Genomic DNA, 23,837 nt, shown 5'->3' on the forward strand with positions numbered 1-23,837 from the left:
GGTCGTGTTCCGCGCGGCCCCGCCGCGAGCGATCGGCTGAAGGCCGGTTGCGGCTTGAGGGCACGGTCCACGCAAGTACGAGCTCATCGATTGAGGGCCCGGCGATGTGCGTCGGTCAGCCGGGTCCAGACGGCCGCGGCGAATACGGACTGATGCCGTCGGAGCTGGTCCAGATCGCGCCGCGCGGCGGCCTCGGCGGTGAATCGCCGGCGCATTTTTTCCAGATCGAGCAGGGCGATTTCCGGCTTGTCGCCGTGCCATCGCACCATGATGTGCTTGTCGTACAGGCACCCGTGTTGCAGGCGGGCGCGATGGAGCACGCCCAGCGCCCTTCCCAGCTCGATCGCCAGGGCGTCCTGTTGCGCCGGGCTCAGCGCCGTTTGCGCCGACAGCGCGGCATAGCCTTCGAGTGCCCGGGTGACGAGCAGGGCCTCGGTACCGCCTGCGGTCTCGCGTGTGCCATGGAACACGATCTCCGGAACCTGCAGGCCAAGCTTTTCGACCTGCTTCAGGAAATGTGCTTCGCGGCTTGCTGTCGGCCAGCCGAAGGGGTGGGCGAAGCTGTGGCACAGGTGATGACGCTGGCGCTTGATGTAGCACAGTCGGTCGCCGGTGTTTGCCCTGACCACGCCGCTCCAGCCATTACGCCGTTCGTTGGGCGTCTCCACCCATTCGCCGCGCGCCGTCCACCAGCGCTCGAATGCACCGGGCTGCGGTGCGCTGCGCGCCATGGAGCTGACGAGCGCGCTCATCGGTCCGTCCGGCGCAGCACGTACACCCGCCACATCGCATAGAGCGGCAGGAAGTCGTAGTGACCGAGCATCTCGAAGCCGGTGCCGTGGAACTCGCTCTCGATCTGTCTGGCCGGTATCACGAAGCGGTTCTGCAGCCCGCGGCCGATGCGGCGGTCGCGGTCCGCTTCGAGCCTTCTGCGTTTCCACGCCTTGTAGTTGCCGTCGACCCATAGCGACAGGATCACGGTGTCCCGGGTCACGCGGTGGAACTCGCGCAGCATCTGGACGCGATGCGCGGAGTCGCCGACGTGGTGCATCAGGCGCATGCAGAAGATGCTGTCGACCGCGCGATCGGGCAGGTCGATATCGAACGCCGAGGTCTGGAAGGTCTTTACCCGGCTCACCACCGAGGGCGCTTGGGACTGGCGGGCGATCGTGAGCATGTCGGCCGAATTGTCGGCGGCCAGGATCACCCGGTTGGGTTGTTCCGCCAGCAGGGGCCAGAAGCGACCGGCGCCGCAGGGCAGGTCGAGCACCAGGGTGGGATCGCCGGCCAGATTGAGCGCCTTGCGTGCCAGTTGCAGGTCGCGCTGGTGAGACAGACGGCGGGCCAGGCCATCCTGATGCTTCTCGAAGTAGGCCGCGGAATGGGCCTGATCGTATTTTTCGGAAAAGGGCAGTTCAATCGGCTGGGGGCTGGAACGGGACACGGCCTGACTCCGGAAAGGATCACAGCGCTCAGCTTGAGTCCGCGGCCGTGATCGCGCCGTCAGCCGCGTGTCAAACTTCCGTCAAATCGCCCAAGTCCACCTCGAACACGCAGCCACCGCCGGCCGCTTCCGAAAGCCGGATCTGCCACCCTTGTCGGGCACAGATGCGCTGTACCAGCGAAAGTCCGATGCCGATGCCGTCACCGCGCGTCGCGCCGCCCCGCACGAAGGGCCGGAACACGCTCAGCCGCTCGGCTTCCGGAATCCCCGCGCCACTGTCGATGACCTGAAAGCGTGTGCCGCGCACCACCAGACGCACGCCGCCGCGATCGGTGTAGTGAAGGGCGTTGCGCAGCAGGTTGGCGATGACTGCGCGCAACATCGGCGTCGGGTAGCGGGTGCTGCGATCGTCCTCGCCGTCGAACTCGAGCCCCAGCGTCAGCCCGCGTTGATCGGCTTCCGGTTGCCAGCGGCGGATCTGCTCTTCGGCAATCGTGCGCAGCGTGCTCGCCGAGCTGGTCTCCTGTGTGGCTTCCGCGCCGCGCGCAAGCCACATGAAGGTTTCCACCAGCTCGCGCATTTCTTCGCAGGCGTGCTCGATGCGAACCAGCTGGACCCGTTCGCGCGCGCCCGGCGGCAAGGTTTCCAGCAGCAGTTCGCAGGAGCTTGCAATCACCATCAGCGGCGTTCGCAACTCGTGGCTGACGTCGCTGGTGAACAGCCGCTCGCGATCGAGGGCGGCACGTAGCCGGTTGAGGGTGTTGTCGAAGGCTTGCGCCAGCTGGCCGACCTCATTGGCCGGATAATCGGTGGCCAGTGGCGGCGCAAGCGAAAGGAGCTGGTCGCGATGCTGCACCTGACCGGCGAGGCGAATCACCGGGGCGATGACTTTTCGTGCAGTCAGCGCGCCGATGAGCAATGCCGCGAGAACGCTGAGGACGAATCCACCGCTCGCTGCCAGATGGAGCATCTCCTCCCGCTGCTCGAACTCCACCTGATCCAGCAACAGGATGTAGCGGCGGTCGGCCACATCCCGCACCGTCACATGCCATTCGACGCCGTCGCGTACGATCTCGCCGAGGCCGGGTTGCAGGCCCTGCAGCCAATCTGGCAGTGGTGGATCGGCGGCAGCGCCGCTGCGATACAGGGTGAGCTCGGGGCCGAGATACGGCGTTTCGCCCTCGTCCACGCTCGAGATGATGACGTCGAGCTGACGGTTCAGGTTTTCGTCAATCAGCTGGATCTCGGCCTGCTCGATGAACACTACGATGGCGATCGCAAACAGGCCGGCGACCACCACCGTCATCAGCGTGAATGCCGCGACGATACGGTGTGACAGGCTGGAATCAGACTTCATGCGTGAGCGCGGCAAGGCGGAAGCCGACACCATGCACGGTATGCAGCAGGGGAGTGGGGAAGGGTTTGTCGAGTTGCTGGCGCAGCGCGTGGATGTGGCTGCGCAGGCTGTCGCTGTCGGGCGGTTCGTCGCCCCACAGTGCGGCTTCCAGGACTTCGCGCCGCACCACCGCCGGGCTCTTCTGCATCAGCACCGCGAGCAGCTTGAGCGCGATCGGGCCCAGGTGCAGCGACTGGCCGCCGCGGCTGACCTCGAGCGTGTCCAGATCGTAGCTCAGATCTGCCACCCGGAGCTGACGCCGCCCGCCCCCGCGGCTGCGCTTGAGCACGGCCTCGATCCGAGCAGCGAGTTCGGAGAGGGCGAAGGGCTTGGTGAGATAGTCATCGGCACCGGCGCGAAATCCGGTCAGGCGGTCGTCGAGCGCGTCACGCGCGGTGAGCATGATCACCGGGGTATCGCTGCGCTCGCTCTCGCGCAAGCGCTGGCACAGGCTGAAGCCATCCATGCCCGGCAGCATCACGTCGAGCACGATGAGGTCGTAGTGATTGACGGCTGCCAGATGCAGGCCGGTAAGGCCGTCCTGTGCGCAATCGGTCTCGTAGCCCTTGAGCGTGAGGTAATCGGCGAGGTTGGCGAGGATGTCGCGGTTGTCTTCGATCAACAGCAGCCGCATGGTGGCGTCCTGTCCGGGCGTGTCAGCCGGGCGAGCGGGTAAAGCGGGTGAGTGTATCCATAATCTCGATCATCGGCTGACGGATGGCCGTGCGGACGGCCGCGACGTCGGCAACCGGATGGTCGTCGCCGTCGGTGACCTCGCGGCGTATGGCACCGGAAGCGTTGATCGGAAAGGCAACTTTATAGTCTTCACCGATATAGGCAATGCGGTTCCAGTCCGCCGCCACCGCGTAGTCGCGGTGATAGTCGGCGGCGAGCAGGCTCTGGCCGTTGGAATAGTCGGTGGGCGGATTGCGTACGCCGAGCAGTGGCATCAGCGTGGCCGGGATATCGAGGTGGCTGGTGATGCCGGTGACCACCCGCGGCGCGCTTCCCGGAACATGGATGACCGCCGGGGTGCCGGTCTGGAAGCGGTTGAACTCCGCACTGTGGCCCCAGCGTTTGCGCTCCATGAACTCCTCGCCGTGGTCGCCGAGCACGATCACCACGGTGTTGTCGATCAAGCCATTCTTGCGCAGATGCTCGACCACGCGTCCGATCTGCGCATCGACGTGATGCGCCGCGTTGATGTAGCGGTTCTTGATCGGCGCGATCCCGGATGCGAGGTCGGTGGTGATGTAGTTGAAGTCCTCCATGTACGGGCGCGCGATCGCGGCGTGCTCCGGGAAGTCGTAGTTGGCGTGGGTCGATTCGAAGAACATGTAGGTCATGAACGGACGATCGGTGGCGCGCCCGTCGATGAAGCCGAGCATGTCGTCGATGTTCTGCACATCGCGCTGCCACGCCGGGGCGCCGCCTTCGATGGGGTGCATGTCCTGGGGCCGCATGTTGGCGAACACGGTCTTGTCGAAAGCCGGGTAGGTAAAGCGTTGACTGGTGTGCAGGCTGAACTGGTAGTCCTGCTGTTGCAGCACGTCCATCAGCACGGGCGCGCGCCGCGCGGACAGCATCGGAAACCAGTTGTTGCCATACAGGCCGTAGAACATGGAGAACACGCCCATCTGGGTCATGTTGCCGCCGCTGAAATGCTTCTCCAGGCGCAGCGCCTGGTTCGAGAACGACCACAATTGCGGCATGATCCTCGCGTCGAGCATGTCGAAGCGCAGCGACTCCGCAACCAGCCATACGATATTGAGGGGTTTCGGCGGTGCGACGACATCGAGTGCGACGCGCGGATAGGCGAGCGTGCCGTGGCGGACCCGGACGCCGTCTTCGCCGTCTGTCGCGCCAGCAATTCCGAGCTTGCGCGCGGTCTTGCCGAAGGTCAGGGGCAGATAGAGCGGGTAACGCTCGCTGGCGAACAGAATCGGTTCGTAGTGCACGATGGCGCTGTAGCCGTAGGCAAGGCGTTCGCCCAAGGCGAGGGCAAGAAAGGCGGCCAGAATCCAACGCCAGCGGTGCGTTCGGGGCGGCGTGGCTGCCGGCCTTGTCCGCAGCGCCAGCAGCCAGGCGCCGCCCTGCATGACGACCAGGGCGAACACGATGGCAGCGGCGGTCAATTCGGTGCTGCGACTGGCGCCGAGCGAAGCGATGCCGCCGGGCGTGAGGACCAGGTCCACCACGAAACCGTTGATGTGAAAACCGTACATGCCGTAGATCATGCGGTCTGCAAACAGCAGCACCTGGGTGAGTGCCGCGAGTCCGACTGCCAACAGGCCCATCAATACCGCGGCCGCGGGGTTGCCGCCGTGGGGCCGGAGCAAACGGAGCGCGAAGTGACACGACAGCACGGTCGGCAGCAGGTAGATGCCGGCGTAGGTCAGAGTGGTGACCAGGCTCCAGCCGGCCACGGCCGGTGTGCCGAATTCGCGCGCGCTCTGGAACAGCAGGACCTGGACGACCGCGATGGCCCATGACAGCAGCAGGAAGCGATTCAACCCCGAGGGGGAGGGCAGGCGGGACCACGGACGGGACATGCGGGACTCCGGCGACAGATTCCCGATACTGCTTCCCGCCGTGTCAGCTGGAGCTCAAGTGCATGTGAAAAAGATGTGAAACGGGCCCGACTGCGGGGCTGGCTCAATCCTGATTTTTGCCCGCGCTAGAGTCCGGCGGCGGCGCGTCTTGCGGCGGCGCTTCATCCGGCGTCGCGGCGGGTCGCGAAGTGGCAGCGAGCGCCTCGGCCCGGCGTCTGCGCCGGAACCACCGCATCACGTACACCACATAGCCCGACAGTGCATACACGACGAACAGCGCGAACAACACCCCCGGCGGATAGCTCGACACCAGGGCAAAACCCATCACCAGCGCGATCACGACGATGAAGGGCACACTCTTGCGCAGGTTGATGCTCTTGCCGCTCCAGAACAGCACGTTGCTGACCATCGAGATGCCGGCAAAGATGGTCAGGATGCAGGCGTACCAGCGCACATCCTGGCCTGTAATACCGTTGTCGATCACCACCCATACCAGCCCGGCGACCAGTGCGGCTGCCGCGGGGCTGGGCAGACCCTGGAAGTAGCGCTTGTCCACGACCTCGATATTGGTGTTGAACCGTGCCAGACGCAGGGCCGCGCCGGCGCAGTAGATGAAGGCCGCGATCCAGCCGAGCTTGCCCATGTCCTTGAGGGCCCACTCGTACACCACCAGCGCCGGTGCCGCCCCGAACGAGACCATGTCGGACAGCGAGTCGTACTCGGCGCCGAATTCGCTCTGGGTGTGGGTCAGGCGGGCGATGCGGCCGTCGAGGCCGTCGAGCACCATGGCGATGAAGATGGCGACTGCGGCCACTTCGAAGCGTTGGTTCATGGCCTGCACGATGGCAAAGAAGCCGGCGAACAGCGCGGCGGTGGTGAACAGGTTGGGCAGGATGTAAATGCCGCGGCGGCGCTTGTCGGGGGTGATCAGGGGCATGCGGTCGGGGTGGTCCATGGTCAGGACTCGACTTGAGGTGAGCCCCGATTCTAGCCTATCGAACGCGCTTTGCCCGGCCTGCCGCACATGGGCGCGGCGATGCCACGTTGCCGAGTCATCCCGAGTCCGCGCTCAGCGGGCCATCGGCGGGGCCGAAGCCGCCCAGACGGAGGACAAGGACACTTCTTTCGGCATCGTCGTCATTCATCCTGTGTTCACCTGGCATATGCAATCGTCCGGCATTCGATCTTTCGGAGATTTTTCCGCGCCCCGGAGTGACTGAAGAGTCGATCCGAAACGCGGCGTTCGAGACATCGAATATCCGGGGAACAATTCATGAAGGAGTGGTGACCATGAAGAAAACGATGCTGGCCCTGATGCTGTCGGGTGTCTGTACGCTACCGAGCGGCGCGCAGGCACAACAGTGGGAGGCTCTGCCGAAGCAGGCGCCGAGTCCGTCGAGCAATCCACAGACCGATGAGAAGGTCGAACTCGGGAAGATGCTGTTCTTCGATCCGCGCCTTTCCGAACATGGGACGATGTCCTGTAACTCGTGTCACAACGTGATGGCAGGGGGTGACGACAATCGGCCTAACTCCATCGGCATGCATGACGCGCGCGGGGGACGCAGTGCGCCCAGCGTGTGGAATGCGGCCTTCCTCTCCACCCAGTTCTGGGATGGCCGTGCGGCCACGCTGGAGGATCAGGCCAAGGGACCGATCACGAATCCGATCGAGATGGGCATGAGTGACGCCAAGGTCGCGGTGGAGCGGCTTAAGGCCATTCCGGGCTATCTGCCGCTGTTCAAGGCGGCCTTCCCCGAAACACAGGAGCCGCTCAATATCGATAATGTCGCAAAGGCAATTGCGGCATACGAGCGCACCCTGATCAACCCGGATACACCGTATGACCGTTATGTCAGGGGCGACAAGACCGCGCTGGATGCGCGACAGCTGCGCGGCATGCAAACCTTTGCCGAAGTAGGTTGCAACGCGTGCCACTCGGGCGCTAACTTCAGTGGTCCGCCACTGCCCGCAGGCGAAGGGTTCTTCATGAAGTTTCCGACCGTCGCCGGCAGCGAGTTCGACACGAAGTACGATTTGCTATCGGATACGGGGCGACAGTCCGCTACCGGGCAGGAGGGCGATCGGCATCTATGGCGTGTTCCGACCCTGCGTAACGTTGCACTGACAGCGCCCTACCTGCACAACGGGAAGGTCCCGACGCTTGACGAGGCGGTGCGGGTGATGGCGAAAGCCCAGCTGAACAAGGACCTTTCCCAGGCGCAGGTCAAGGATGTGGTCGCCTTTCTGGGCAGCCTTGGTGGCAACTTCCCGCAACAGACCATGCCGCGTTTGCCCTTGACCGCAGGCTCCAGCGTCGTTCCGCCGGTCGACCCTCATCTCGAGGCAAAGACGAAGGGCAGGTGACCCGCCATCTCCACCTTTGGGGGGCACAGCCGACTGCGGCTCCCGCTTGCGGCTCCCGCTCAGGCGGGAGCGTATCCGGAACGGGGTCACGTTAGATGGAGTAGGACCCTGGTCGGCGCAATGCTGAGCGGGATGGCAAGGAAGGCAAAGCTGGCAACCGCCAGCACGGTGCCGACGACGACGGCAAAAAGCTCATGGAAGAATGCTGTTTCGCGGAATTTCATGGTGTGCTCCTCGGGCGCCTGGGGCGCCATGGTGGTGATTCAGTCGGTTCGGATGTGTTCCGGGCCGGCGCCTTGAATGGATGCGTCTGCCATGGATGCATTCTGCGCGACGTTGTCTGAACCACACATGAGGTGCTCATTCACCACATGTTCATCGGGAATCCGGGAGGGGCGATCATGGTGTCAGCGGGCGGATGCGATGCCGCGGCGGACCTTGACCCCCGAAAACATGGCGCCGATCAAATTGGTTCGTTCGACCCGGCTCATGATGATCGCAGCGAGTCCATGGAGGCCGGCGAAGGCGATCAGGGTGGAACCGAGCACCGCGTGTGTTTCCTGAAGCCACTCCTCGCCCCAGAAGGCATCGAGACCTTGCATGAAACCGGTCAGACCCAGTGCCAGTACCAGAGTAAGCAGCGCGAGCATCATCAATGCGCCGATCGGATTGTGCCCGGGATGGAAATCGGGCTCTCCGGCGATCGCACGGCGCAGATGCTGTCTGATGCGTGAAGGCGTCGGAAAGAAGTCGGTGAAGCGCGCGTGTTTCGAGCCCACGAAGCCCCACACGATGCGCGCCATCACGAGTGCACTCGCGATATAGCCGAGCCACTGATGAGCGGCTTCTCCGTCGTCGATGACAAAGTAATTGAGCACCACGCAGGTGACCAGGCTCCAGTGGAAGATACGGACGAAGGGGTCCCAGACCCGGACTGCGGTGGCCGCGCGAACGTCGTTCATGGCTTTGCTCCTTTGTTGGCGGCGTCGGGCGGGGGGAGCGCCCAACGCCGGTGTCTCGAAAACTACGCCCCGATCACGCCTTCTTTTCCAGCACGGCCGCGGTGATCGGGTCGAAGTAGATCTCGACCTTCTTGCCGTCCTTGTCGAAACCGTAGATTTCGTAGCACTTGCCCTTGCTCACCTTGAAGGTCTTGATCTGGTAGCCCTGGGCCTCGAGTCGGGCCTTGAAATCGGACTCCTTCATCCATTTCTCTTCCGGGGCATTGCAGGTGGGACCGGCCAGCGCGCTGGTGGTGGTGAGGGCAACAACGATCGATACGGCGAGTTTTTTCATGGTGGCTTCCTTGGTCGAGTGCAGCGTCCCGGGCGGGACGACGGGATGCATTTGAACGCGCCAGCATGAAGCCAGGCTTAAGCCGGATATTCCAAATGTATCGAGTCGTTACGGGCGCATGACCAATAAAAAGGCCGGGGGCGCAGTGCGCCCCCGGCCTCTCGAACCCGGACGGTCAGTCTCAGTTCTTCGACTTGTCGACCAGTGCCTTGGCCTTGATCCACGGCATCATGTCGCGCAGCTGGCCACCGACCTGCTCGATTGCGTGTTCGGCATTGAGGCGGCGACGCGCGGTCATGCTCGGGTAGTTGGTCTTGCCTTCCTGAATGAACATCTTGGCGTATTCGCCGCTCTGGATGCGCTTCAGGGCGTTGCGCATGGCGGCACGCGACTGTTCGTTGATGACCTCGGGGCCGGTCACGTACTCGCCATACTCCGCGTTGTTGGAGATGGAGTAGTTCATGTTGGCGATGCCGCCTTCGTACATCAGGTCGACGATCAGCTTGAGTTCGTGGAGGCACTCGAAGTAGGCCATCTCGGGGGCGTAGCCGGCTTCGGTCAGGGTCTCGAAGCCCATCTTCACCAGTTCGACCGCGCCGCCGCACAGTACGGCCTGTTCGCCGAACAGGTCGGTTTCGGTCTCTTCCTTGAAGTTGGTCTCGATCACGCCGCCCTTGGTGCCGCCGTTGGCTGCCGCGTAGGACAGTGCGATGTCCTTGGCCTTGCCCGACTTGTCCTGGTACACCGCGATCAGCGAGGGCACGCCGCCCCCGCGCAGGTACTCGGAGCGCACGGTGTGGCCGGGGCCCTTGGGGGCGACCATGATCACGTCCAGATCTTCACGCGGCACGACCTGGTTGTAATGCACGTTGAAGCCGTGGGCGAAGGCCAGCACGCCGCCCTTCTTGATGTTGGGCTCGACGTCTTCCTTGTACACCTGCGGAATGTTCTCGTCCGGCAACAGGATCATGACGATGTCGGCGGCCTTGACCGCCTTGGCGATTTCCTCGACCTTCAGCCCGGCGGCCTTGGCCTTGTCCCACGACGGACCGCCCTTGCGCACCGCAACCGTGACCTTGACGCCGGAGTCGTTCAGGTTCTGGGCGTGGGCGTGGCCCTGCGAGCCATAGCCGACGATGGTGACCTTCTTGCCCTTGATCAGGGAGAGGTCGGCGTCCTTGTCGTAATAAACTTTCATGGTTTTCCTTTCAGATATCGAGGGCGGGAATCGCCGGCGGCCGACATGATAAAGGCGCGTCGGCCCGACGCAAAACGGGAGGAGAAATCAGAGCTTCAGCACGCGATCGCCACGCCCGACGCCACATACGCCCGAGCGCACGGTCTCGAGGATGAGCGTCGGTTCGATGGCGCCAATGAAGGCGTCGAGCTTGGACTGGTTGCCGGTGAGCTCGATTACGTAGGAGGCTTCGGTGACGTCGATGATGCGGGCGCGGAAGATGTCGGCGGTGCGCTTGATCTCCTCGCGGTCCTTGCCGGTGGCACGGACCTTGATCAGCATCAGCTCGCGTTCGATGTGGGCGGCTTCGGAGATATCGACCACCTTGACCACTTCGATCAGCTTGTTCAGCTGCTTGGTGATCTGCTCGATGATCTCGTCCGAGCCGGTGGTGACGATGGTCATGCGCGACATCGACGCGTCTTCGGTCGGCGCCACGGTCAGCGATTCGATGTTGTAGCCGCGTGCGGAGAACAGGCCGGAGACACGCGACAGCGCGCCGGATTCGTTTTCGATCAGCAGGGAAATGACGTGACGCATGATGATTTCGGTCCTGGATTCAGATGAGTGACAAGGTTGCGCAGATCACAGGTCTTCGGCCGACAGGATCATCTGGGTGAGACCCTTGCCGCCCTGAACCATGGGATACACGTTTTCCGTCTGATCGACCTGGAAGTCGAGGAACACGAGATCGTTCTTGTGCGTGGTGAAGGCCTCGCGCAGTGCGCCTTCGACATCGCACGGCTTGTCGATGCGGATGCCGACGTGGCCGTAGGATTCCGCCAACTTGGCGAAATCGGGCAGCGAATCCATGTAGGACTCGGAGTAGCGCTGGCCGTGGAACAGCTGCTGCCACTGGCGCACCATGCCCAGATAGCGGTTGTTCAGGTTGCAGATCTTGATCGGCAGACGAAACTGCTTGCAGGTCGACAGTTCCTGGATGTTCATCTGGATCGAGGCTTCACCGGTGATGCAGGCCACCGGTGCGCCGGGATGCGCGAGCTGTGCACCCATCGCGTAAGGCATGCCCACGCCCATGGTGCCCAGGCCGCCGGAGTTGAGCCAGCGTCGCGGCTTGTCGAAGCGGTAGTACTGGGCCGCCCACATCTGGTGCTGGCCGACGTCGGAGCTGACGTAGGCGTCGCCGCCGGTGACTTCCCACAGCTTCTGGACCACGAACTGCGGCTTGATGATGGTGTCGGAATTCTTGTATTCCATGCACTTGCGGCTGCGCCACTCCCCGACCTGCTTCCACCACGCGCCGATGTCGGGGCGGGCGGGGCCGGCTTCGAGCTGGCGGATCATCTCGTCGAGCACGTCCTTGATGTCACCGACGATGGGCACGTCGACCCGCACGCGCTTGGAGATCGACGACGGGTCGATGTCGATGTGGATGATCTTGCGCGGCTCTTCGGCGAAGTTGGCCGGGTCGCCGATCACGCGGTCGTCGAACCGGGCGCCGACGGCCAGCAGCACGTCGGAGTAGTGCATCGACATGTTGGCTTCGTAAGTGCCGTGCATGCCCGGCATGCCGAGGTACTGGCCGTCGCTCGCCGGGTAGCCGCCGAGGCCCATCAGGGTGGTGGTGATCGGGTAGCCGAGCAGGCGGGTGAGTTTGGTCAGCTGTTCGGCAGCATCCGACAGCACCACCCCGCCGCCGGCGTAAATCATCGGGCGCTTGGCTTCGAGCAGCAACTGCACGGCCTTCTTGATCTGGCCCTGGTGACCCTTGACCACCGGGTTGTAGGAGCGCATCGAGATCTCTTTCGGATACTCGAACTCGCACCGGGTGTTGGTGATGTCCTTGGGAATGTCCACCAGCACCGGGCCGGGGCGGCCCGATTTCGCGAGATAGAAGGCTTTCTTCAGTGTCGGGGCGATGTCACGGACGTCGCGCACCAGAAAGTTGTGCTTCACACAGGGGCGGGTGATGCCGACGGTGTCGACTTCCTGGAAGGCGTCCTGGCCGATCGCGGCGGTCGGCACCTGACCGGAGATGATCACCATCGGGATCGAATCGCAGAAGGCGGTGGCGATGCCGGTCACCGCATTGGTCGCACCCGGGCCCGAGGTGACCAGTGCCACGCCCACGCTTTGCGTGCTGCGCGCGAAGCCGTCAGCGGCATGGACCGCCGCCTGCTCGTGGCGAACCAGGATGTGCCGGATCTGATCCTGCTGGAAGAGCGCATCGTAGATGAACAGTACGGCGCCGCCCGGATAGCCGAATACGTATTCGACCTTTTCTTCCTGCAGGCACCTGATTACAATTTCCGCTCCAGTCAGCACCATCGCAAGCTCGCCTTGTATTACGTTTGAAGAAACGGAGAACAGTACCGTTCAGGGGCCGTTTGGTCAAGGCTGGGCATGCAGCCCCACAGTTCGGCAACGGACTGTGTTTCCTCAAGGATTTGCCGCTGGCTTCCCGTGCTGAACTCGCCGCGTTTCTCGAAGGCAGCGAAAAGCGTGCGTTCAAACGATCGCAGCCGCGCCCGCGAGCAGTACCGGGCCCTGCGCAATCTGCCGCCCGAGCGACGCGCCAATTTGCACGCAGAGTGGGAACGCTATCAGAATCTGTGCCCTGAGGAGCGTCGCCCATCGCAGGCGACCCCGTCGCCGCGCCGTCCCGGTGCAGCGATTCAAGGACAGGTGAACGTATCCCGATGAGTCGAACAAGCAAGAAACCCGCAGCCGTGGTCGGCCGTTCCGCTGCCGCTGCTGCCCTGCCCACCGTGGTCGAACTCGCCGGCGTGCGTCGTCGTCTGGCCAGCATGCTCTACGAATCCATGCTGCTGCTCGGCGTGCTGGCATTGACCTTCATGGTGCCGTATCTGCTGCTTGGACTGGGGTTCGAATTCACGCCGCCGGGCTGGCTGGCCTGGCTTCATGTGTTCCTGGTGCTCGGTTTCTATTTTGTCTGGTACTGGCACCGCCACGGCCAGACCCTGGCGATGCAGACCTGGCGCCTGAAACTGGTGAACGCCGATGACGGCCGCAATCCGGACAGCGCGCGCAGCTGGCTGCGCTATGCGCTGTCGTGGCCGTCGCTGCTGCTCGGCGGGGTCGGTCTGTTGTGGGCGCTGGTCGACGGCGATCGACAGTTCCTGCACGATCGCCTGGCCGGTACCCGCGTGGTGCTGTTGCCCGGTCAGCCGAAGAGATAGGGAAACAGCCGCCGCCGCTCGTCGGCCGAGAGCGTCTCCATGCGCTTGATGTTGCGTTCAGGGATGCCCTCGGCGTCGGGGAAATGTTCCAGGGCCTGCTCCAGACTGTCCTCGCGGATCAGATGCAACAAGGGCCAGGGCGAACGATTGGTGAGATTGCCGGCGTCGTCCGGCTCGGTGTCGGCAAACTGGTAGTCGGGGTGAAAGCTCGCCACCTGCAGGTCGCCTTCCCAGCCGAACTGATCGAGCCACAGGTCGACCAGATCGAGAAACTGGTTGTAGTCCTCGAAGCTGGCGAGCATGTCGGGAATCGCCAGCAGGGTGGTCTCGATTTCTTGCGAAGAGGCATCCGACAGACGCTCGAGTTCAGCCTGCAGGTCGTCGAGCAGGGCTTCGTCGGTGGTCGCGTGGCTGACGCAGATCCGAACCCGTTTCTCCGCCCGCGGTCTGGCGGCGAAGGGGCACAGGTTGAGGCCGATCACGACGTCGTCGAGCCACTGGCTTACATCGGCAATGATTTGTTCATCCATCTGAGTGCTTTCCAGGTTTGTTGCGGTGATCAGGCATCGAGTCGGCCGAGCGCAGTCTCGCGCACTGCCGCAGCAAGGTCGGGACGCAGGCAGTCGATTTCGACCAGCTCTGGCCAGCGGTCTCGGAACTGGCGCTGCCAGGTGAGCTGGCGCTTGGCCAACTGGCGGGTGGCAGCAATGCCCTTGAATCGGAGCAGCTCGAGATCGCCCGCACCGTCCAGGTATTCCCAGGCCTGACGATAGCCGACGCAGCGCATCGACGGCATCGACAGGTCGAGCCGATAGCGTGTGCGCAGTCGCCCGACCTCGTCGATCAGGCCCGCGCCGAGCATCAGGTCGAAGCGTTCGGCAATCCGTGCGTGCAGCACGCCGCGGTCCGATGGCACGAGGGCGATCGGCTGCAGGCGGAAGGGCGGTGGCGTCATCTCGCGGCGGGCGTAGCTGTCGGCCAGCGGGCGGCCGGTGACGCGCACGATCTCGAGCGCGCGCTGGATGCGTTGCGAATCGTTCGGCTCGAGCCGCGCCGCGGCCTCGGGGTCGAGCCGGGCAAGTTCGGCATGCACGGCGGGCCAGCCGCCGGCGCGGGCGGCTTCGTCGATTTCGTTACGTAGCTCGGCATCGGCCTGAGGCAGGTCGGACAAGCCATCGCGCAAGGCCTTGAAGTAGAGCATGGTGCCGCCGGTGAGCACCGGGATACGCCCACGCGCGGTGATCTCGGCCATCAGCCGGAGGGCATCGCGGCGAAAACACGCCGCCGAGTAGGCGGCCTCCGGGCTCAGGATGTCGATCAGGTGATGCGGGCAGGCCGCCTGCTCGTCCGCGCTCGGCTTGGCGGTGCCGATGTCCATGTCGCGATAAACCAGGGCCGAGTCGACGCTGACGATCTCGATCGGCAATTCGCGCGCCAGCGCCAGCGCGCAGGCCGTCTTGCCGCTGGCAGTGGGACCGAGCAGCAGCAGGGCGGGTGGAAGTCCGGCGTGGGTCATCGGTGAACAAGGCGTGGTTGGAGTCGCATTATCCCAGCGCCTCGTCGTTTGCGGTACCGGGATGCGCGCCCAGGCGTCGTGCCGAATGTATACAGCGCCGGCGTGTACATCCGGATTATCCTGATGGCATCATTCGGATGGTTCCGGAAAAATGCCATGATCAGCCTTCCCGCCCGCCTGTTGCAGCCGATACTCCGCGTCCTGTGGGGACTGCTGCTTGCATGTGCCTGCCCGGCGTGGTCGGCGGCGCCATCCGTGATGCTCGCCGATCGCTATCATGAAGGCATCGATCCCGCCGATTACTGGGTCAGTGAGAAACTCGATGGTGTGCGCGCGCTGTGGGACGGCAGGCTGCTCTACTTTCGCAGCGGTCAGCCGGTGGCCGCACCCGACTGGTTCGTCGCCGGCCTTCCGCAGCAGGCGCTCGACGGCGAACTGTGGATCGGCCGCCGCCGCTTCGAGGAACTGGTCGGCGTGGTGCGCACCCGCGAGCCCGACGATGATGCCTGGCGCAGCGTGAAATACATGGTTTTCGATCTGCCCGAGCACCCGGGCAGCTTCAGCGATCGCGTGTCGGCGATCCGGGACGTGGTCGGCGATGCCGGTGTGCCGTGGGTGCAGTTTGTCCACCAGCAGCGTGTGGCCGACCGCGAGGCACTGCGTAACATGTTCGATCAGGTTCTGCGGCGGGGCGGCGAGGGTCTGATGCTGCATCGGGCAGATGCCCGTCGGGTGGCCGGGCGCAGCGACGCCGTGCTGAAATACGTGCCCTGGCTCGACGCCGAGGCCCGAGTGGTGGCGCATGTGCCGGGCAAGGGCAAGTATCGCGGCCTGTTGGGGGCACTGGAGGTCGAGGCCGCCGACGGACGCCGCTTTCGCGTCGGCAGCGGGTTCACGGATGTACAGCGTCGGCGGGCGCCCGCGATCGGGACGATCATCACCTATCGCTACCGCGAACTGACGCGCAAGGGGCTGCCGCGCTTTCCGTCCTTCCTGCGCGAGCGCGTCCTGCCCTGAAGCGCTCGCCTCAGATGCCCAGCAGCGCTGCCCCGGTGCCGGCAATCAGCGCGCCGAGCACACGTTTGCCGAGGATGGCGGGCGGTGTTTGCGGTAGCCAGCGCGCCACCATGAAGCCTGCGCCGTGCAAACCCGCGGTCGCGATGGCAAAGCCGGCGGCGTAGGAGGCGAGCGTGCCATCGCCCATTTCGGCGTGATGCGCGTAGCCGTGGAACAGCGCGAATGCGGCCACCAGCGCCACGGCCACGGCCAGTGGGGGCCGGGTCATGAACGCGATCAGCACCCCGAATACCAGTACCGATACCGCGATGCCGGTCTCGACCGCCGGCAGTTCGACGCCGGTGGCGCCGATCGCTGCGCCGCCGAGCATGGCCGCGACGAAGGCGCCGGGCAGTGCCCATCGCATCGCGCCCGGCTGACGGCCGGCATACAGACCGACGGCCAGCATCGCCAGCACGTGGTCGAGTCCGCCGAGAGGGTGGTGGAAGCCGGACGCGAAGCCGGCGGCCTCGTGGCCGGGGTGCGCACCGACGGAATTGGCGGCAAGCAACAGCACGAAAGCGGCGAACGAGCGGGACAGCGTCATCGAGGTCTCCGGTGAGCAGGGGCGTGGTTGTTTGTTGGCGGCCCGGGTAAGCCGGCATGTCACGACGATTTTAGCAAGCCTCGTGCCATTCGGCAGCAGACCTGCGGCTTCGCACCAAGACCATGGTTGCCGGCGGGTGCACCGTATAGACAGTGCGGACCCTGGCAGTCGGTTGACGCTGGAACACGGGGAACCTGCAGCCCTGTCGCACGCCATCTTGGTGCGCTGCCCCGTACAGGTGCAGTTTGTTCGATGGCGCGACGGGAGCGACACTAGACCTGAGCGCCGATCGTGGGCCGGCTTGCGCATTTTATGTGCGATCGACGCAAGACGATTGCGTTCAGGCGCTTGGACGATCTATCCACAACTTGTCCAGTGCCTTGTCTACGGCCGCTGGGGATAAGCCGCGGCCTCAGCAGGGCGGATCGATATCGTCGTCCCGCTCGCCAAATTTGTGTACGTACATGGCCCGGTCGGCGCTCTTGAGCAGACTCTCGGCATCGCTGCCGTCCTCGGGGTAGAGCGCTTCCCCGATCGCACCGCCGACCCTGATCGGTTCGGCGTCGGCCACTTCGATCGCGGTCAGCGGCTGGCGCAGCACCTCCTCGATCTGGCGGCGAATATGGCCGACCGCTTCACGACTGGCGATCTGGTCGAGCAGGATTACGAATTCGTCGCCGGCGTAACGTGCCACCAGGTCGCCTGCGCGAACGTTGGTGCGCAAGCGCTCGGCGATTTCCTGCAGGGCGATGTCGCCGGCGTCGTGCCCGTAGCGGTCGTTGACTTGCTTGAAGCGGTTGAGATCGATGAAGAGCACACCGAACAGGGTGCTGCGACGGTCGCTGCCTGCCACCGCAATGCGCTTGCGCAGCCGCTGCAGGAAAGCGTCCCGATTGGCGAGGCCGGTCAGTTTGTCGGTGCGCAGGCGGGTCTGCATGGCCTCGAAGCTGCGCGCAAGCTCGCCGATCTCGTCGCTGCGCTGGACGCCGACCGGCGCGTCGAATTCGCCTTCGCCCACCTTGCGCGCAGCCTCGGAGATGCGTCTCAGGTCGCCGGCGACCCAGGCCAGAATACGGAATCCGATCAGCACCGCCAGCGCGACCGCCGCGGCGGCAAGCAGCACGGTACGGCTGACGTTGTCGGTAACGCCGGCCATGAAGTCGCTGGTCGGCATCGCCACGATCGTGATCCACTCCAGCCCGGCGGCGTCCTCGATCCGATCGAATGCGACGTGGATCTCGTCGCCTTCGTCGGTCATGAAGGTCAGCACGCGGGGCAGGGCGGTGGCGTCGGGCGCACCCAGTCGCTCCTGCACCAGCCGGTACGACGCCCGCAGCAGCGGATGCTCGCTGTCTGCCGCGCGGAGCCTGGCGTTGCCGCCGTCGGGCAGGCTGACGACGTTCGGGCTGGCGGACGAAGCGATCAGGTTGCCGTCCTGTTCGATGATGAAGGCGATGCCATTGGGCGAGACCTCCAGTTTGCCGACAAAGTCGTTGAGCGCGCGCAACGATACGTCGGTGGCCACCACACCCTCGAACGCTCCGGAGGCAGCGAGTACGCGACGGGCGCGGGTTGCAACCAGTTCGCGGGTGCCGAAGTCGATATAGACCGAGGTCCAGGTGTGGCCGGATACGCGTTTGCCATCTGCGTACCAGGGGCGGGTGCGGGGGTCGAACAGCTTGGTCTCGCGGCGCTCGAATTCGAGTGGACCGTCGATCCCGCTGAAGCGATAGATTGCACGATGCTCGTCGGCAGTGATCTTCATGCGCAGCTCTGCGTCGTGCAGCGAGTGGCGATAGAGCCCGAGGCCCTGGCCCGATTCGTTGCCGTAATACACATAGTTGTTCGGATCGATGTGCAGCGAGGTGGCAATCCAGAACCGCGTGCGAAGGTCGTGGAACTCCGATTCGATCGTGCCCGGTGCGGCCATGCCGTCCGGAAAGGCGGATTCGAGCACCGCGCCCGAGCCGACGATGTGCCGGTCGACCGCCTGGGCGATGCGGCCGACGGTCTCCAGCAGCAGATGTTCCGATACCGTGACCACTGCCCGGCTGCCGGCCGAGTAGGACAGGATCCCGACCGCGAGCGCCAGTGCAATCACCAGTACCACATAGGGAACGATCAGTACCAGCTTGAGGGACAGCGGGGTCGGGGGGCGCTTGCTCATGGTCGGTTTGGCCGGATCTCGCTCAAGGCGCGGGAACGAATCCCGCCGTATAGCCGGATTGCATCGTGGCGCTTTGCGCCCCGCTCGCCGCGGCTTCCCTGCAGGCGCTGTATCGGAGTGCCTTTGCATCTGCTGGAAGAGCCGGATTCTGCGGGCACGGACGGTGTCCTGCAACACTTTTCTATATGAATATTGAGTGCCTGGAAAAGCGGCAACTCCTTGTTGCGCTTTGCGTTCTGCGGATCCGGCCGCGTGCGGTAAGCTCTCAGGGCTGCGTGGTTCGGCATTTGCCGCGCGAGCGCGGATGAAGGGCGGGAGATGGTGATGAGATGCGGGTGGGTGGCGGGTGCGATCGGGGTGCTCCTGGCGTCGGCGTCGATGGCCGACGACGCGGCGGTCTATCGCTGGAAGGATAGGGATGGCCGGGTCAACTATGGCAACCTGCCGCCACCGGGCGTGCAGGCAGAACCGCTCGATGCGGATGGCCGCCTGACCGTCGTGCCGGCCCCGGTGCGCCAACCCGTGCCGACCCCGGTCCCCCCCTCCGACGCCGAGCGGCTCGAACGACTGGAGCGCGCGCTGGAAGCGGAGCGGGCGCTGCGGCAGGATCGTGACGAAGCCGACCGCGAGCGCGAGGCGCGGGATGCAAGGTCGCAGGCCGAATGCGAGGCTCGCTATCGGGAGCCGTGCGATGTCGACGGACAGCCGATCGGCCGGCGCTACATCGTGGTGCCGACGCGACCACATCGCCCGCCGGTGCTGCGACCGGACCGCCCTCCGGGCGACTCCAGGCCTCCGCACCCCGGCGCGCCGAGTCGGGGCGAGCGCCCGCCGCAGCGGCCGGCAGGCGAGGCCGAGCGACCCCCTCGGCAGCCACCGGACGACAGGCGGCGCGAGCGTGTGGCCGACGACATCACCCGGCCCGACGACCGTCGTCCGGCGCCACGCTAAGCGCCACGGTCGGCATGATCGCGGTTGTCGTCACCTCAAACGGCTATCATGGCGGCCGCTCCCGGCCGCTGCCGGAACTTCGGATTGCAAGGATGTTTTCGTGAAGATTTTCTCTCCGCTCTATCAACGTGCCATGCAGTGGGCACGGCACCGGCATGCACCGTGGTTTCTGGGCGGGCTCAGTTTTGCAGAGTCGTCCTTCTTCCCGATTCCGCCCGACGTGATGCTCGCCCCGATGAGTCTCGCCAATCCGAAGCGGGCGTTATGGTTCGCGCTGATCACGACGCTGGCATCGGTGACCGGCGGGCTGTTCGGCTACCTGATTGGTGTCTACGCGTTCGAGATGATCGAGCCCTGGCTGCGTACCACCCGCTACTGGAGCAGTTACGACGTGGCGGTGACCTGGTTTGGCGAGTGGGGCTTCTGGGCCGTATTCGTTGCCGGCTTCTCGCCGATTCCGTACAAGGTGTTCACGATCGCCGCCGGTGCACTGTCGATGGCGGTGTTGCCTTTTGCTCTGGCATCGCTGGTCGGGCGCGGGGCGCGCTTCTTTCTCGTGGCCGCTCTGATGGCGTGGGGCGGGGCGCGGATGGAGGCGGTGCTGCACCGCTACATCGATCGCCTCGGCTGGGCCACGGTCGTCGCGGTGGTGGTCGGGGTGCTGGTGTACCGCGCCTGAGAGGGGCCGGGCCTGACTGAGTGGGCGCGATCGGTCCGGGTCGATCCCGGGCGGCGCGCAATGGCCTATTGGCCGCGCATGAAGAAGCGGTCGAGATCGGCCATCGTCAGCTGGGTCCAGGTCGGGCGGCCGTGATTGCACTGGTCGGCACGTTCGGTGGCTTCCATGTCGCGCAGCAGGGCATTCATTTCGGGCAGGGCGAGTTGCCGGTTGGCGCGGACCGCGCCATGGCAGGCCATGGTGGCGAGCAATTCGTTGCGCCGCGCAGTGGCCACCTCGGACGCGGGAAACTCGCGCAGTTCTTCCAGCAGCTTGCGGACCAGTTCGGCGACCGGCGCGCTGGCGAGGAGGGCGGGTACGCTGCGTACCGCCAGCTCCAGCGGGCCGGCAGGCGCCACCTCGAAGCCCATGCGCGCGAGAACCTCGGTACTTTCCTCGACCACTGCCATGTCCTTCGCGCTGACCGAGAACACCGCCGGGATCAGCAGGCGCTGCACCGCGGGCGTGCCGTCGAGTACGGTCTTGAGCTTCTCGTACAGGATGCGTTCGTGGGCGGCGTGCATGTCGACCAGCACCAGGCCCCTGGCATTCTGCGCAAGGATGTAGACGCCGTGCAGCTGGGCGACCGCATAGCCCAATGGCGCGCCGGTCTCGCCTTCCGGCAGCGGCTGCGGGGTGGGGGCTGACCGGGCCGAAGAACCGGAGTCGTGGCGAAATCCGGTGCTTGGTGGCCGCGCGCTTGCGGCAAACTCGAAGTAGGAACGGGTGGCCGAATCCATTGCCAGTTGCCCCTGTACCGGGCGCTGCCAACCGCCGTCCGGTGCACTGCTGTAAGCCGGTGCGACGCGTGGCGCACCGGGTGCGGACGGGGCGGGTTCCGGTGCGGTCGATTCGACACGCGGTGCGTTGAGCGCATCTTCCAGCGCGCGCCCGGCGCCTGACTCGGCCAGGGCGCGGCTCACCGCATGGAACACGAACTGATGCACGGGGCGCGCATCGCGAAAACGCACTTCGATCTTTGCCGGGTGCACGTTCACATCGACGCCCGCGGGATCGAGTTCGAGGAACAGCACATAGGCCGGATGGCGGCTGCCGTGCAGGATGTCGGTGTAGGCCTGCCGGACGGCGTGGGTCAGCAGCTTGTCGCGCACATAGCGGCCGTTGACGAAAAAGTACTGGGCGTCGCGGCTGGTGCGCGAGTAGGCGGGCAGCGAAGCAAAACCGGTGAGACCAAGGATGCCGCCCTCGGCACGCACCTCGCGGGCATGTTCGAGAAAGTCGTCACCCATCAGCGCCGCCACCCGGCGGATCGGCTCCCCCGGCGGCAGCCGGTGCACCACCCTGCCGTTGTGGCTCAGTTGCAGTCCGACGTCGGGCCGCGCCAGGGCGACGCGGCGGAACATGTCGTCGCAGTGGGCGTATTCGGTACTCTCCGACTTGAGGAATTTGCGCCGGGCCGGGGTGTTGTAATACAGGTCGGCCACGTCCACCACCGTGCCCTGGTTGAGTGCGGCGGGTGTCAGTGCGCGGTTGTCGCCGTCGATCCGCCACGCATGGCCAGCGCCCTCGGCACGGCTGGTGATCGTGGTGCGCGCCACCGCAGCAATCGCCGCCAGCGCTTCACCCCTGAAGCCCATGGTCCCGACCCGTTCGAGGTCGTCCAGGCTGGCGATCTTGCTGGTCGCGTGACGTTCCAGCGCGAGCGCGAGCTCATCGCGTTCGATGCCGCAGCCGTCGTCGCTCACCCGGATACGGCGCACACCACCCTGTTCGAGCTGGACTTCGATCGCCCGTGCGCCGGCATCCACCGCGTTCTCGAGGACTTCCTTGAGCACCGACGCGGGGCGGTCGACCACCTCGCCGGCGGCGATCTGGTTGACAAGGAGGTCTGACAGGCGGTGGATGGAGGGCATAGCCAGGACAATGTTGGCGCACGGGCTGGAATTATACGGGCGCGTGGCGGCGATCCAGACCCATTGCGATCAATGTCGATCCGGTATGATCTGGGGCGAAGTGATCGGGGACGCCCGGCTGCATGTTCGATAAGGGGGCTGAATGACGCGTGAGCGCAGGGTCCGGCGCGGACTGGTGGTGGCGATACTCGGTGCCGGCCTGATTGCCTGCTCGTCGCCGGGGACCGGGCCGAAGCTGGGACGCTTGCCCGGGTTCGCGCCGCAGCATCTGATGAAATCCGATTTCAACCGCTTCGCCGAGGCGCATCAGCAGCGGATTTTCGCCAGTCTTCGGCGGCTGGCCGAGAAATTGTACAAGCGTAACCCGCGCGAGTGGCGCAAGTCCGAGGCGGCCAGCGTCGAGGCGGCAGTGGCGGGCATCTTCGACGCCGCTCACGGCTGGCGCCTCGAGTCGCTCGGTTACCGGCGCGATATCGATGCCCTCACCGTCGCCCTGCATCCGGACTATCGCGGCGATCGCGTCCAGGCTTACATGGTCGGGCTGGCGAGCATGGTGCAGTCGGCCTTTGGCGATCGTGAAGAGTTTTATCTTCTGGATGATCTTGACGCCCAGCACCTCTACAATGCTGCCCGCAACGTCGAGATCGCAGCGTGGAAGCTGGCCAATGCGCGTGACGCCGGCGGCAGCCTGCTGCTGCTGTCGAACGAGGCCGGCGCAGTGAGCAACCTGAGTTTCGAGCGCGAGTTCGGTCGCGTCATCGGGCAGCTCGAGGTGCTTTCCGACGTGGTCGAAGAAAAAACCGAACGTACCGTTACCCGTGTGGTCCAGAACCTGGCAACTGCCGTCTTTCTGCCGGTGTATTGACGACCGGCATCCCTTTCAGAGAGTCATGAAGTCCATCGTTATTCTGGTTTCCGGGCGTGGCAGCAATATGGAGGCGATCGTGCGTGCAGCGATTCCCGGCCTGCGCGTCGCTGCGGTCGTCAGCAACCGGCCGTCGGCATCGGGCCTCGCCTTTGCAGCCGCACACGGCATTGCCACTGCCGTCGTCGATCACACCGATTATCCCGATCGCGCCAGCTTCGACACCGCCCTGGCGGCCGCGATCGACCGTCATCACCCCGATCTGGTGGTGCTCGCCGGCTTCATGCGGGTGCTGACCGACGATTTCGTCCGCCACTACGAAGGCCGTCTGATCAACATCCATCCGTCGCTGTTGCCGTCTTTTCCGGGGCTGCATACCCATCGCCGTGCGCTCGAGGCCGGGGTGCGGGTGCACGGTGCCACCGTGCACTTCGTGACGCCGACCCTGGACTGCGGCCCGATCGTCGTTCAGGCCGTGGTGCCGGTACGACCTGACGACGACGAGGCCGCTCTGGCCGCGCGCGTGCTCGAGCAGGAGCATCGAATCTATCCGCAGGCGGTGCGCTGGTTCGTCGAGGACCGCGTTGCGATCGGCGCCGACGGCCGGGTCGCGATCGCCAACGCGGGTCAGAGCGCGACCGCGTGGAGTATTCCGCCGCTCGAGGAGGTGTCCGGCTGAGGCCGGGCTTG

The 23,837-nt window shown here is 65.1% G+C and carries 25 protein-coding genes; 8 read left to right on the forward strand and 17 right to left on the reverse strand.

Annotation, left to right across the window (positions count from 1 at the left end; translation table 11 throughout):
- Positions 1-83 precede the first annotated feature (83 nt).
- The 6 genes from AC3A35_RS05955 to pssA form a co-directional block, all read right to left on the reverse strand.
- Positions 84-752 carry a lipopolysaccharide kinase InaA family protein gene (locus AC3A35_RS05955; protein ID WP_487435016.1) on the reverse strand — a complete coding sequence of 223 codons (669 nt, stop codon included), beginning with the start codon at positions 750-752 and terminating at the stop codon, positions 84-86.
- Positions 749-1,444 carry a class I SAM-dependent methyltransferase gene (locus AC3A35_RS05960; RefSeq protein ID WP_487435018.1) on the reverse strand — a complete coding sequence of 232 codons (696 nt, stop codon included), beginning with the start codon at positions 1,442-1,444 and terminating at the stop codon, positions 749-751. The genes AC3A35_RS05955 and AC3A35_RS05960 overlap by 4 nt, the downstream gene beginning before the upstream one ends.
- A 70-nt stretch (positions 1,445-1,514) precedes the next feature.
- The gene (locus AC3A35_RS05965) at positions 1,515-2,801 is read right to left on the reverse strand and encodes a sensor histidine kinase (RefSeq protein WP_487435020.1); all 1,287 of its coding nucleotides are present in this window, start codon (positions 2,799-2,801) and stop codon (positions 1,515-1,517) included.
- Positions 2,791-3,474 carry a response regulator transcription factor gene (locus AC3A35_RS05970; protein WP_487435021.1) on the reverse strand — a complete coding sequence of 228 codons (684 nt, stop codon included), beginning with the start codon at positions 3,472-3,474 and terminating at the stop codon, positions 2,791-2,793. The genes AC3A35_RS05965 and AC3A35_RS05970 overlap by 11 nt, the downstream gene beginning before the upstream one ends.
- A gap of 22 nt (positions 3,475-3,496) precedes the next feature.
- Positions 3,497-5,392 (reverse strand): sulfatase-like hydrolase/transferase, encoded by a 1,896-nt coding sequence (locus AC3A35_RS05975; RefSeq protein WP_487435023.1) that lies wholly within the window; start codon positions 5,390-5,392, stop codon positions 3,497-3,499.
- A 103-nt stretch (positions 5,393-5,495) separates the two neighbouring features.
- A complete protein-coding gene (pssA, locus tag AC3A35_RS05980; RefSeq protein ID WP_487435025.1) occupies positions 5,496-6,347 on the reverse strand; it encodes a CDP-diacylglycerol--serine O-phosphatidyltransferase in 852 nt (283 codons plus the stop codon).
- Between the two features lie 335 nt (positions 6,348-6,682).
- Here pssA and AC3A35_RS05985 point away from each other — a divergent pair, with 335 nt between their 5' ends.
- Positions 6,683-7,759, forward strand: coding sequence for a cytochrome-c peroxidase (locus AC3A35_RS05985; RefSeq protein ID WP_487435026.1), 1,077 nt, complete (start codon positions 6,683-6,685; stop codon positions 7,757-7,759).
- 86 nt (positions 7,760-7,845) lie between these two features.
- On the opposite strand, the gene AC3A35_RS05990 is transcribed toward AC3A35_RS05985, so the two are convergent.
- The 6 genes from AC3A35_RS05990 to ilvB form a co-directional block, all read right to left on the reverse strand.
- Complete coding sequence (locus AC3A35_RS05990; RefSeq protein ID WP_487435028.1) at positions 7,846-7,983, reverse strand: hypothetical protein; 138 nt, start codon at positions 7,981-7,983, stop codon at positions 7,846-7,848.
- Positions 7,984-8,166: 183 nt separating this feature from the next.
- Complete coding sequence (locus AC3A35_RS05995; RefSeq protein WP_487435030.1) at positions 8,167-8,721, reverse strand: cytochrome b/b6 domain-containing protein; 555 nt, start codon at positions 8,719-8,721, stop codon at positions 8,167-8,169.
- Positions 8,722-8,794: 73 nt separating this feature from the next.
- Positions 8,795-9,055, reverse strand: a complete 261-nt coding sequence (locus AC3A35_RS06000) for a PepSY domain-containing protein (protein ID WP_487435032.1) — start codon at positions 9,053-9,055, stop codon at positions 8,795-8,797.
- A gap of 181 nt (positions 9,056-9,236) precedes the next feature.
- Positions 9,237-10,253: a ketol-acid reductoisomerase gene (gene ilvC, locus AC3A35_RS06005; RefSeq protein ID WP_487435033.1), complete on the reverse strand. Its 1,017-nt coding sequence runs from the start codon at positions 10,251-10,253 to the stop codon at positions 9,237-9,239.
- Between the two features lie 87 nt (positions 10,254-10,340).
- The gene (gene ilvN / locus AC3A35_RS06010) at positions 10,341-10,832 is read right to left on the reverse strand and encodes an acetolactate synthase small subunit (protein ID WP_487435034.1); all 492 of its coding nucleotides are present in this window, start codon (positions 10,830-10,832) and stop codon (positions 10,341-10,343) included.
- 45 nt (positions 10,833-10,877) lie between these two features.
- Entirely contained in the window at positions 10,878-12,581 is a 1,704-nt protein-coding gene (gene ilvB, locus AC3A35_RS06015) for a biosynthetic-type acetolactate synthase large subunit (RefSeq protein ID WP_487435036.1), read from the reverse strand.
- Between the two features lie 75 nt (positions 12,582-12,656).
- On the opposite strand from ilvB, the gene AC3A35_RS06020 reads away from it, so the two are divergent.
- Positions 12,657-12,956, forward strand: a complete 300-nt coding sequence (locus AC3A35_RS06020; RefSeq protein ID WP_487435037.1) for a DUF3106 domain-containing protein — start codon at positions 12,657-12,659, stop codon at positions 12,954-12,956.
- On the forward strand, positions 12,953-13,453 hold the full coding sequence (locus tag AC3A35_RS06025) for an RDD family protein (RefSeq protein WP_487435038.1): 501 nt from the start codon (positions 12,953-12,955) through the stop codon (positions 13,451-13,453). The genes AC3A35_RS06020 and AC3A35_RS06025 overlap by 4 nt, the downstream gene beginning before the upstream one ends.
- On the opposite strand, the gene AC3A35_RS06030 is transcribed toward AC3A35_RS06025, so the two are convergent.
- Both AC3A35_RS06030 and miaA read right to left on the reverse strand, forming a co-directional pair.
- Positions 13,438-13,983 carry a DUF1415 domain-containing protein gene (locus tag AC3A35_RS06030; RefSeq protein WP_487435040.1) on the reverse strand — a complete coding sequence of 182 codons (546 nt, stop codon included), beginning with the start codon at positions 13,981-13,983 and terminating at the stop codon, positions 13,438-13,440. The genes AC3A35_RS06025 and AC3A35_RS06030 overlap by 16 nt on opposite strands.
- A gap of 29 nt (positions 13,984-14,012) precedes the next feature.
- On the reverse strand, positions 14,013-14,969 hold the full coding sequence (miaA, locus tag AC3A35_RS06035) for a tRNA (adenosine(37)-N6)-dimethylallyltransferase MiaA (RefSeq protein ID WP_487435041.1): 957 nt from the start codon (positions 14,967-14,969) through the stop codon (positions 14,013-14,015).
- A gap of 156 nt (positions 14,970-15,125) precedes the next feature.
- Here miaA and AC3A35_RS06040 point away from each other — a divergent pair, with 156 nt between their 5' ends.
- Entirely contained in the window at positions 15,126-15,986 is an 861-nt protein-coding gene (locus AC3A35_RS06040) for a DNA ligase (RefSeq protein WP_487435042.1), read from the forward strand.
- Positions 15,987-15,996: 10 nt separating this feature from the next.
- Here AC3A35_RS06040 and AC3A35_RS06045 read toward each other — a convergent pair whose 3' ends face one another.
- Positions 15,997-16,572, reverse strand: a complete 576-nt coding sequence (locus AC3A35_RS06045; protein WP_487435043.1) for a HupE/UreJ family protein — start codon at positions 16,570-16,572, stop codon at positions 15,997-15,999.
- 412 nt (positions 16,573-16,984) lie between these two features.
- Positions 16,985-18,739, reverse strand: coding sequence for a diguanylate cyclase domain-containing protein (locus AC3A35_RS06050; protein WP_487435044.1), 1,755 nt, complete (start codon positions 18,737-18,739; stop codon positions 16,985-16,987).
- Between the two features lie 318 nt (positions 18,740-19,057).
- On the opposite strand from AC3A35_RS06050, the gene AC3A35_RS06055 reads away from it, so the two are divergent.
- Positions 19,058-19,690, forward strand: coding sequence for a DUF4124 domain-containing protein (locus tag AC3A35_RS06055; protein WP_487435045.1), 633 nt, complete (start codon positions 19,058-19,060; stop codon positions 19,688-19,690).
- A gap of 100 nt (positions 19,691-19,790) precedes the next feature.
- Positions 19,791-20,369 (forward strand): YqaA family protein, encoded by a 579-nt coding sequence (locus AC3A35_RS06060; RefSeq protein WP_487435046.1) that lies wholly within the window; start codon positions 19,791-19,793, stop codon positions 20,367-20,369.
- A 65-nt stretch (positions 20,370-20,434) separates the two neighbouring features.
- Here the strand turns inward: AC3A35_RS06060 and mutL are convergent, their stop codons facing one another.
- A complete protein-coding gene (mutL, locus tag AC3A35_RS06065) occupies positions 20,435-22,282 on the reverse strand; it encodes a DNA mismatch repair endonuclease MutL (protein ID WP_487435047.1) in 1,848 nt (615 codons plus the stop codon).
- A 142-nt stretch (positions 22,283-22,424) separates the two neighbouring features.
- Here mutL and AC3A35_RS06070 point away from each other — a divergent pair, with 142 nt between their 5' ends.
- Both AC3A35_RS06070 and purN read left to right on the forward strand, forming a co-directional pair.
- Entirely contained in the window at positions 22,425-23,147 is a 723-nt protein-coding gene (locus AC3A35_RS06070) for a hypothetical protein (RefSeq protein WP_487435049.1), read from the forward strand.
- A 25-nt stretch (positions 23,148-23,172) separates the two neighbouring features.
- Positions 23,173-23,826, forward strand: coding sequence for a phosphoribosylglycinamide formyltransferase (purN, locus tag AC3A35_RS06075; RefSeq protein WP_487435050.1), 654 nt, complete (start codon positions 23,173-23,175; stop codon positions 23,824-23,826).
- Positions 23,827-23,837 lie beyond the last annotated feature (11 nt).

It is taken from the genome of Azoarcus sp. Soil_N_20 (assembly GCF_057656155.1).

What these genes read in the sequence shown, in the direction of transcription:
- purN (WP_487435050.1), top strand. Translation starts at nt 23,173, where the DNA reads ATGAAGTCCATCGTTATTCTGGTTTCCGGGCGTGGCAGCAATATGGAG.
- AC3A35_RS06025 (WP_487435038.1), top strand. Translation starts at nt 12,953, where the DNA reads ATGAGTCGAACAAGCAAGAAACCCGCAGCCGTGGTCGGCCGTTCCGCT.
- ilvB (WP_487435036.1), bottom strand. Translation starts at nt 12,581, where the DNA reads ATGGTGCTGACTGGAGCGGAAATTGTAATCAGGTGCCTGCAGGAAGAA.
- AC3A35_RS05970 (WP_487435021.1), bottom strand. Translation starts at nt 3,474, where the DNA reads ATGCGGCTGCTGTTGATCGAAGACAACCGCGACATCCTCGCCAACCTC.
- pssA (WP_487435025.1), bottom strand. Translation starts at nt 6,347, where the DNA reads ATGGACCACCCCGACCGCATGCCCCTGATCACCCCCGACAAGCGCCGC.
- AC3A35_RS05955 (WP_487435016.1), bottom strand. Translation starts at nt 752, where the DNA reads ATGAGCGCGCTCGTCAGCTCCATGGCGCGCAGCGCACCGCAGCCCGGT.
- AC3A35_RS06040 (WP_487435042.1), top strand. Translation starts at nt 15,126, where the DNA reads ATGATCAGCCTTCCCGCCCGCCTGTTGCAGCCGATACTCCGCGTCCTG.
- AC3A35_RS06070 (WP_487435049.1), top strand. Translation starts at nt 22,425, where the DNA reads ATGACGCGTGAGCGCAGGGTCCGGCGCGGACTGGTGGTGGCGATACTC.
- AC3A35_RS05965 (WP_487435020.1), bottom strand. Translation starts at nt 2,801, where the DNA reads ATGAAGTCTGATTCCAGCCTGTCACACCGTATCGTCGCGGCATTCACG.
- AC3A35_RS05985 (WP_487435026.1), top strand. Translation starts at nt 6,683, where the DNA reads ATGAAGAAAACGATGCTGGCCCTGATGCTGTCGGGTGTCTGTACGCTA.
- AC3A35_RS06050 (WP_487435044.1), bottom strand. Translation starts at nt 18,739, where the DNA reads ATGAGCAAGCGCCCCCCGACCCCGCTGTCCCTCAAGCTGGTACTGATC.
- ilvN (WP_487435034.1), bottom strand. Translation starts at nt 10,832, where the DNA reads ATGCGTCACGTCATTTCCCTGCTGATCGAAAACGAATCCGGCGCGCTG.
- AC3A35_RS06030 (WP_487435040.1), bottom strand. Translation starts at nt 13,983, where the DNA reads ATGGATGAACAAATCATTGCCGATGTAAGCCAGTGGCTCGACGACGTC.
- miaA (WP_487435041.1), bottom strand. Translation starts at nt 14,969, where the DNA reads ATGACCCACGCCGGACTTCCACCCGCCCTGCTGCTGCTCGGTCCCACT.
- AC3A35_RS06020 (WP_487435037.1), top strand. Translation starts at nt 12,657, where the DNA reads ATGCAGCCCCACAGTTCGGCAACGGACTGTGTTTCCTCAAGGATTTGC.
- AC3A35_RS06000 (WP_487435032.1), bottom strand. Translation starts at nt 9,055, where the DNA reads ATGAAAAAACTCGCCGTATCGATCGTTGTTGCCCTCACCACCACCAGC.
- AC3A35_RS05975 (WP_487435023.1), bottom strand. Translation starts at nt 5,392, where the DNA reads ATGTCCCGTCCGTGGTCCCGCCTGCCCTCCCCCTCGGGGTTGAATCGC.
- AC3A35_RS05995 (WP_487435030.1), bottom strand. Translation starts at nt 8,721, where the DNA reads ATGAACGACGTTCGCGCGGCCACCGCAGTCCGGGTCTGGGACCCCTTC.
- ilvC (WP_487435033.1), bottom strand. Translation starts at nt 10,253, where the DNA reads ATGAAAGTTTATTACGACAAGGACGCCGACCTCTCCCTGATCAAGGGC.
- AC3A35_RS05990 (WP_487435028.1), bottom strand. Translation starts at nt 7,983, where the DNA reads ATGAAATTCCGCGAAACAGCATTCTTCCATGAGCTTTTTGCCGTCGTC.
- AC3A35_RS06045 (WP_487435043.1), bottom strand. Translation starts at nt 16,572, where the DNA reads ATGACGCTGTCCCGCTCGTTCGCCGCTTTCGTGCTGTTGCTTGCCGCC.
- mutL (WP_487435047.1), bottom strand. Translation starts at nt 22,282, where the DNA reads ATGCCCTCCATCCACCGCCTGTCAGACCTCCTTGTCAACCAGATCGCC.
- AC3A35_RS06055 (WP_487435045.1), top strand. Translation starts at nt 19,058, where the DNA reads ATGGTGATGAGATGCGGGTGGGTGGCGGGTGCGATCGGGGTGCTCCTG.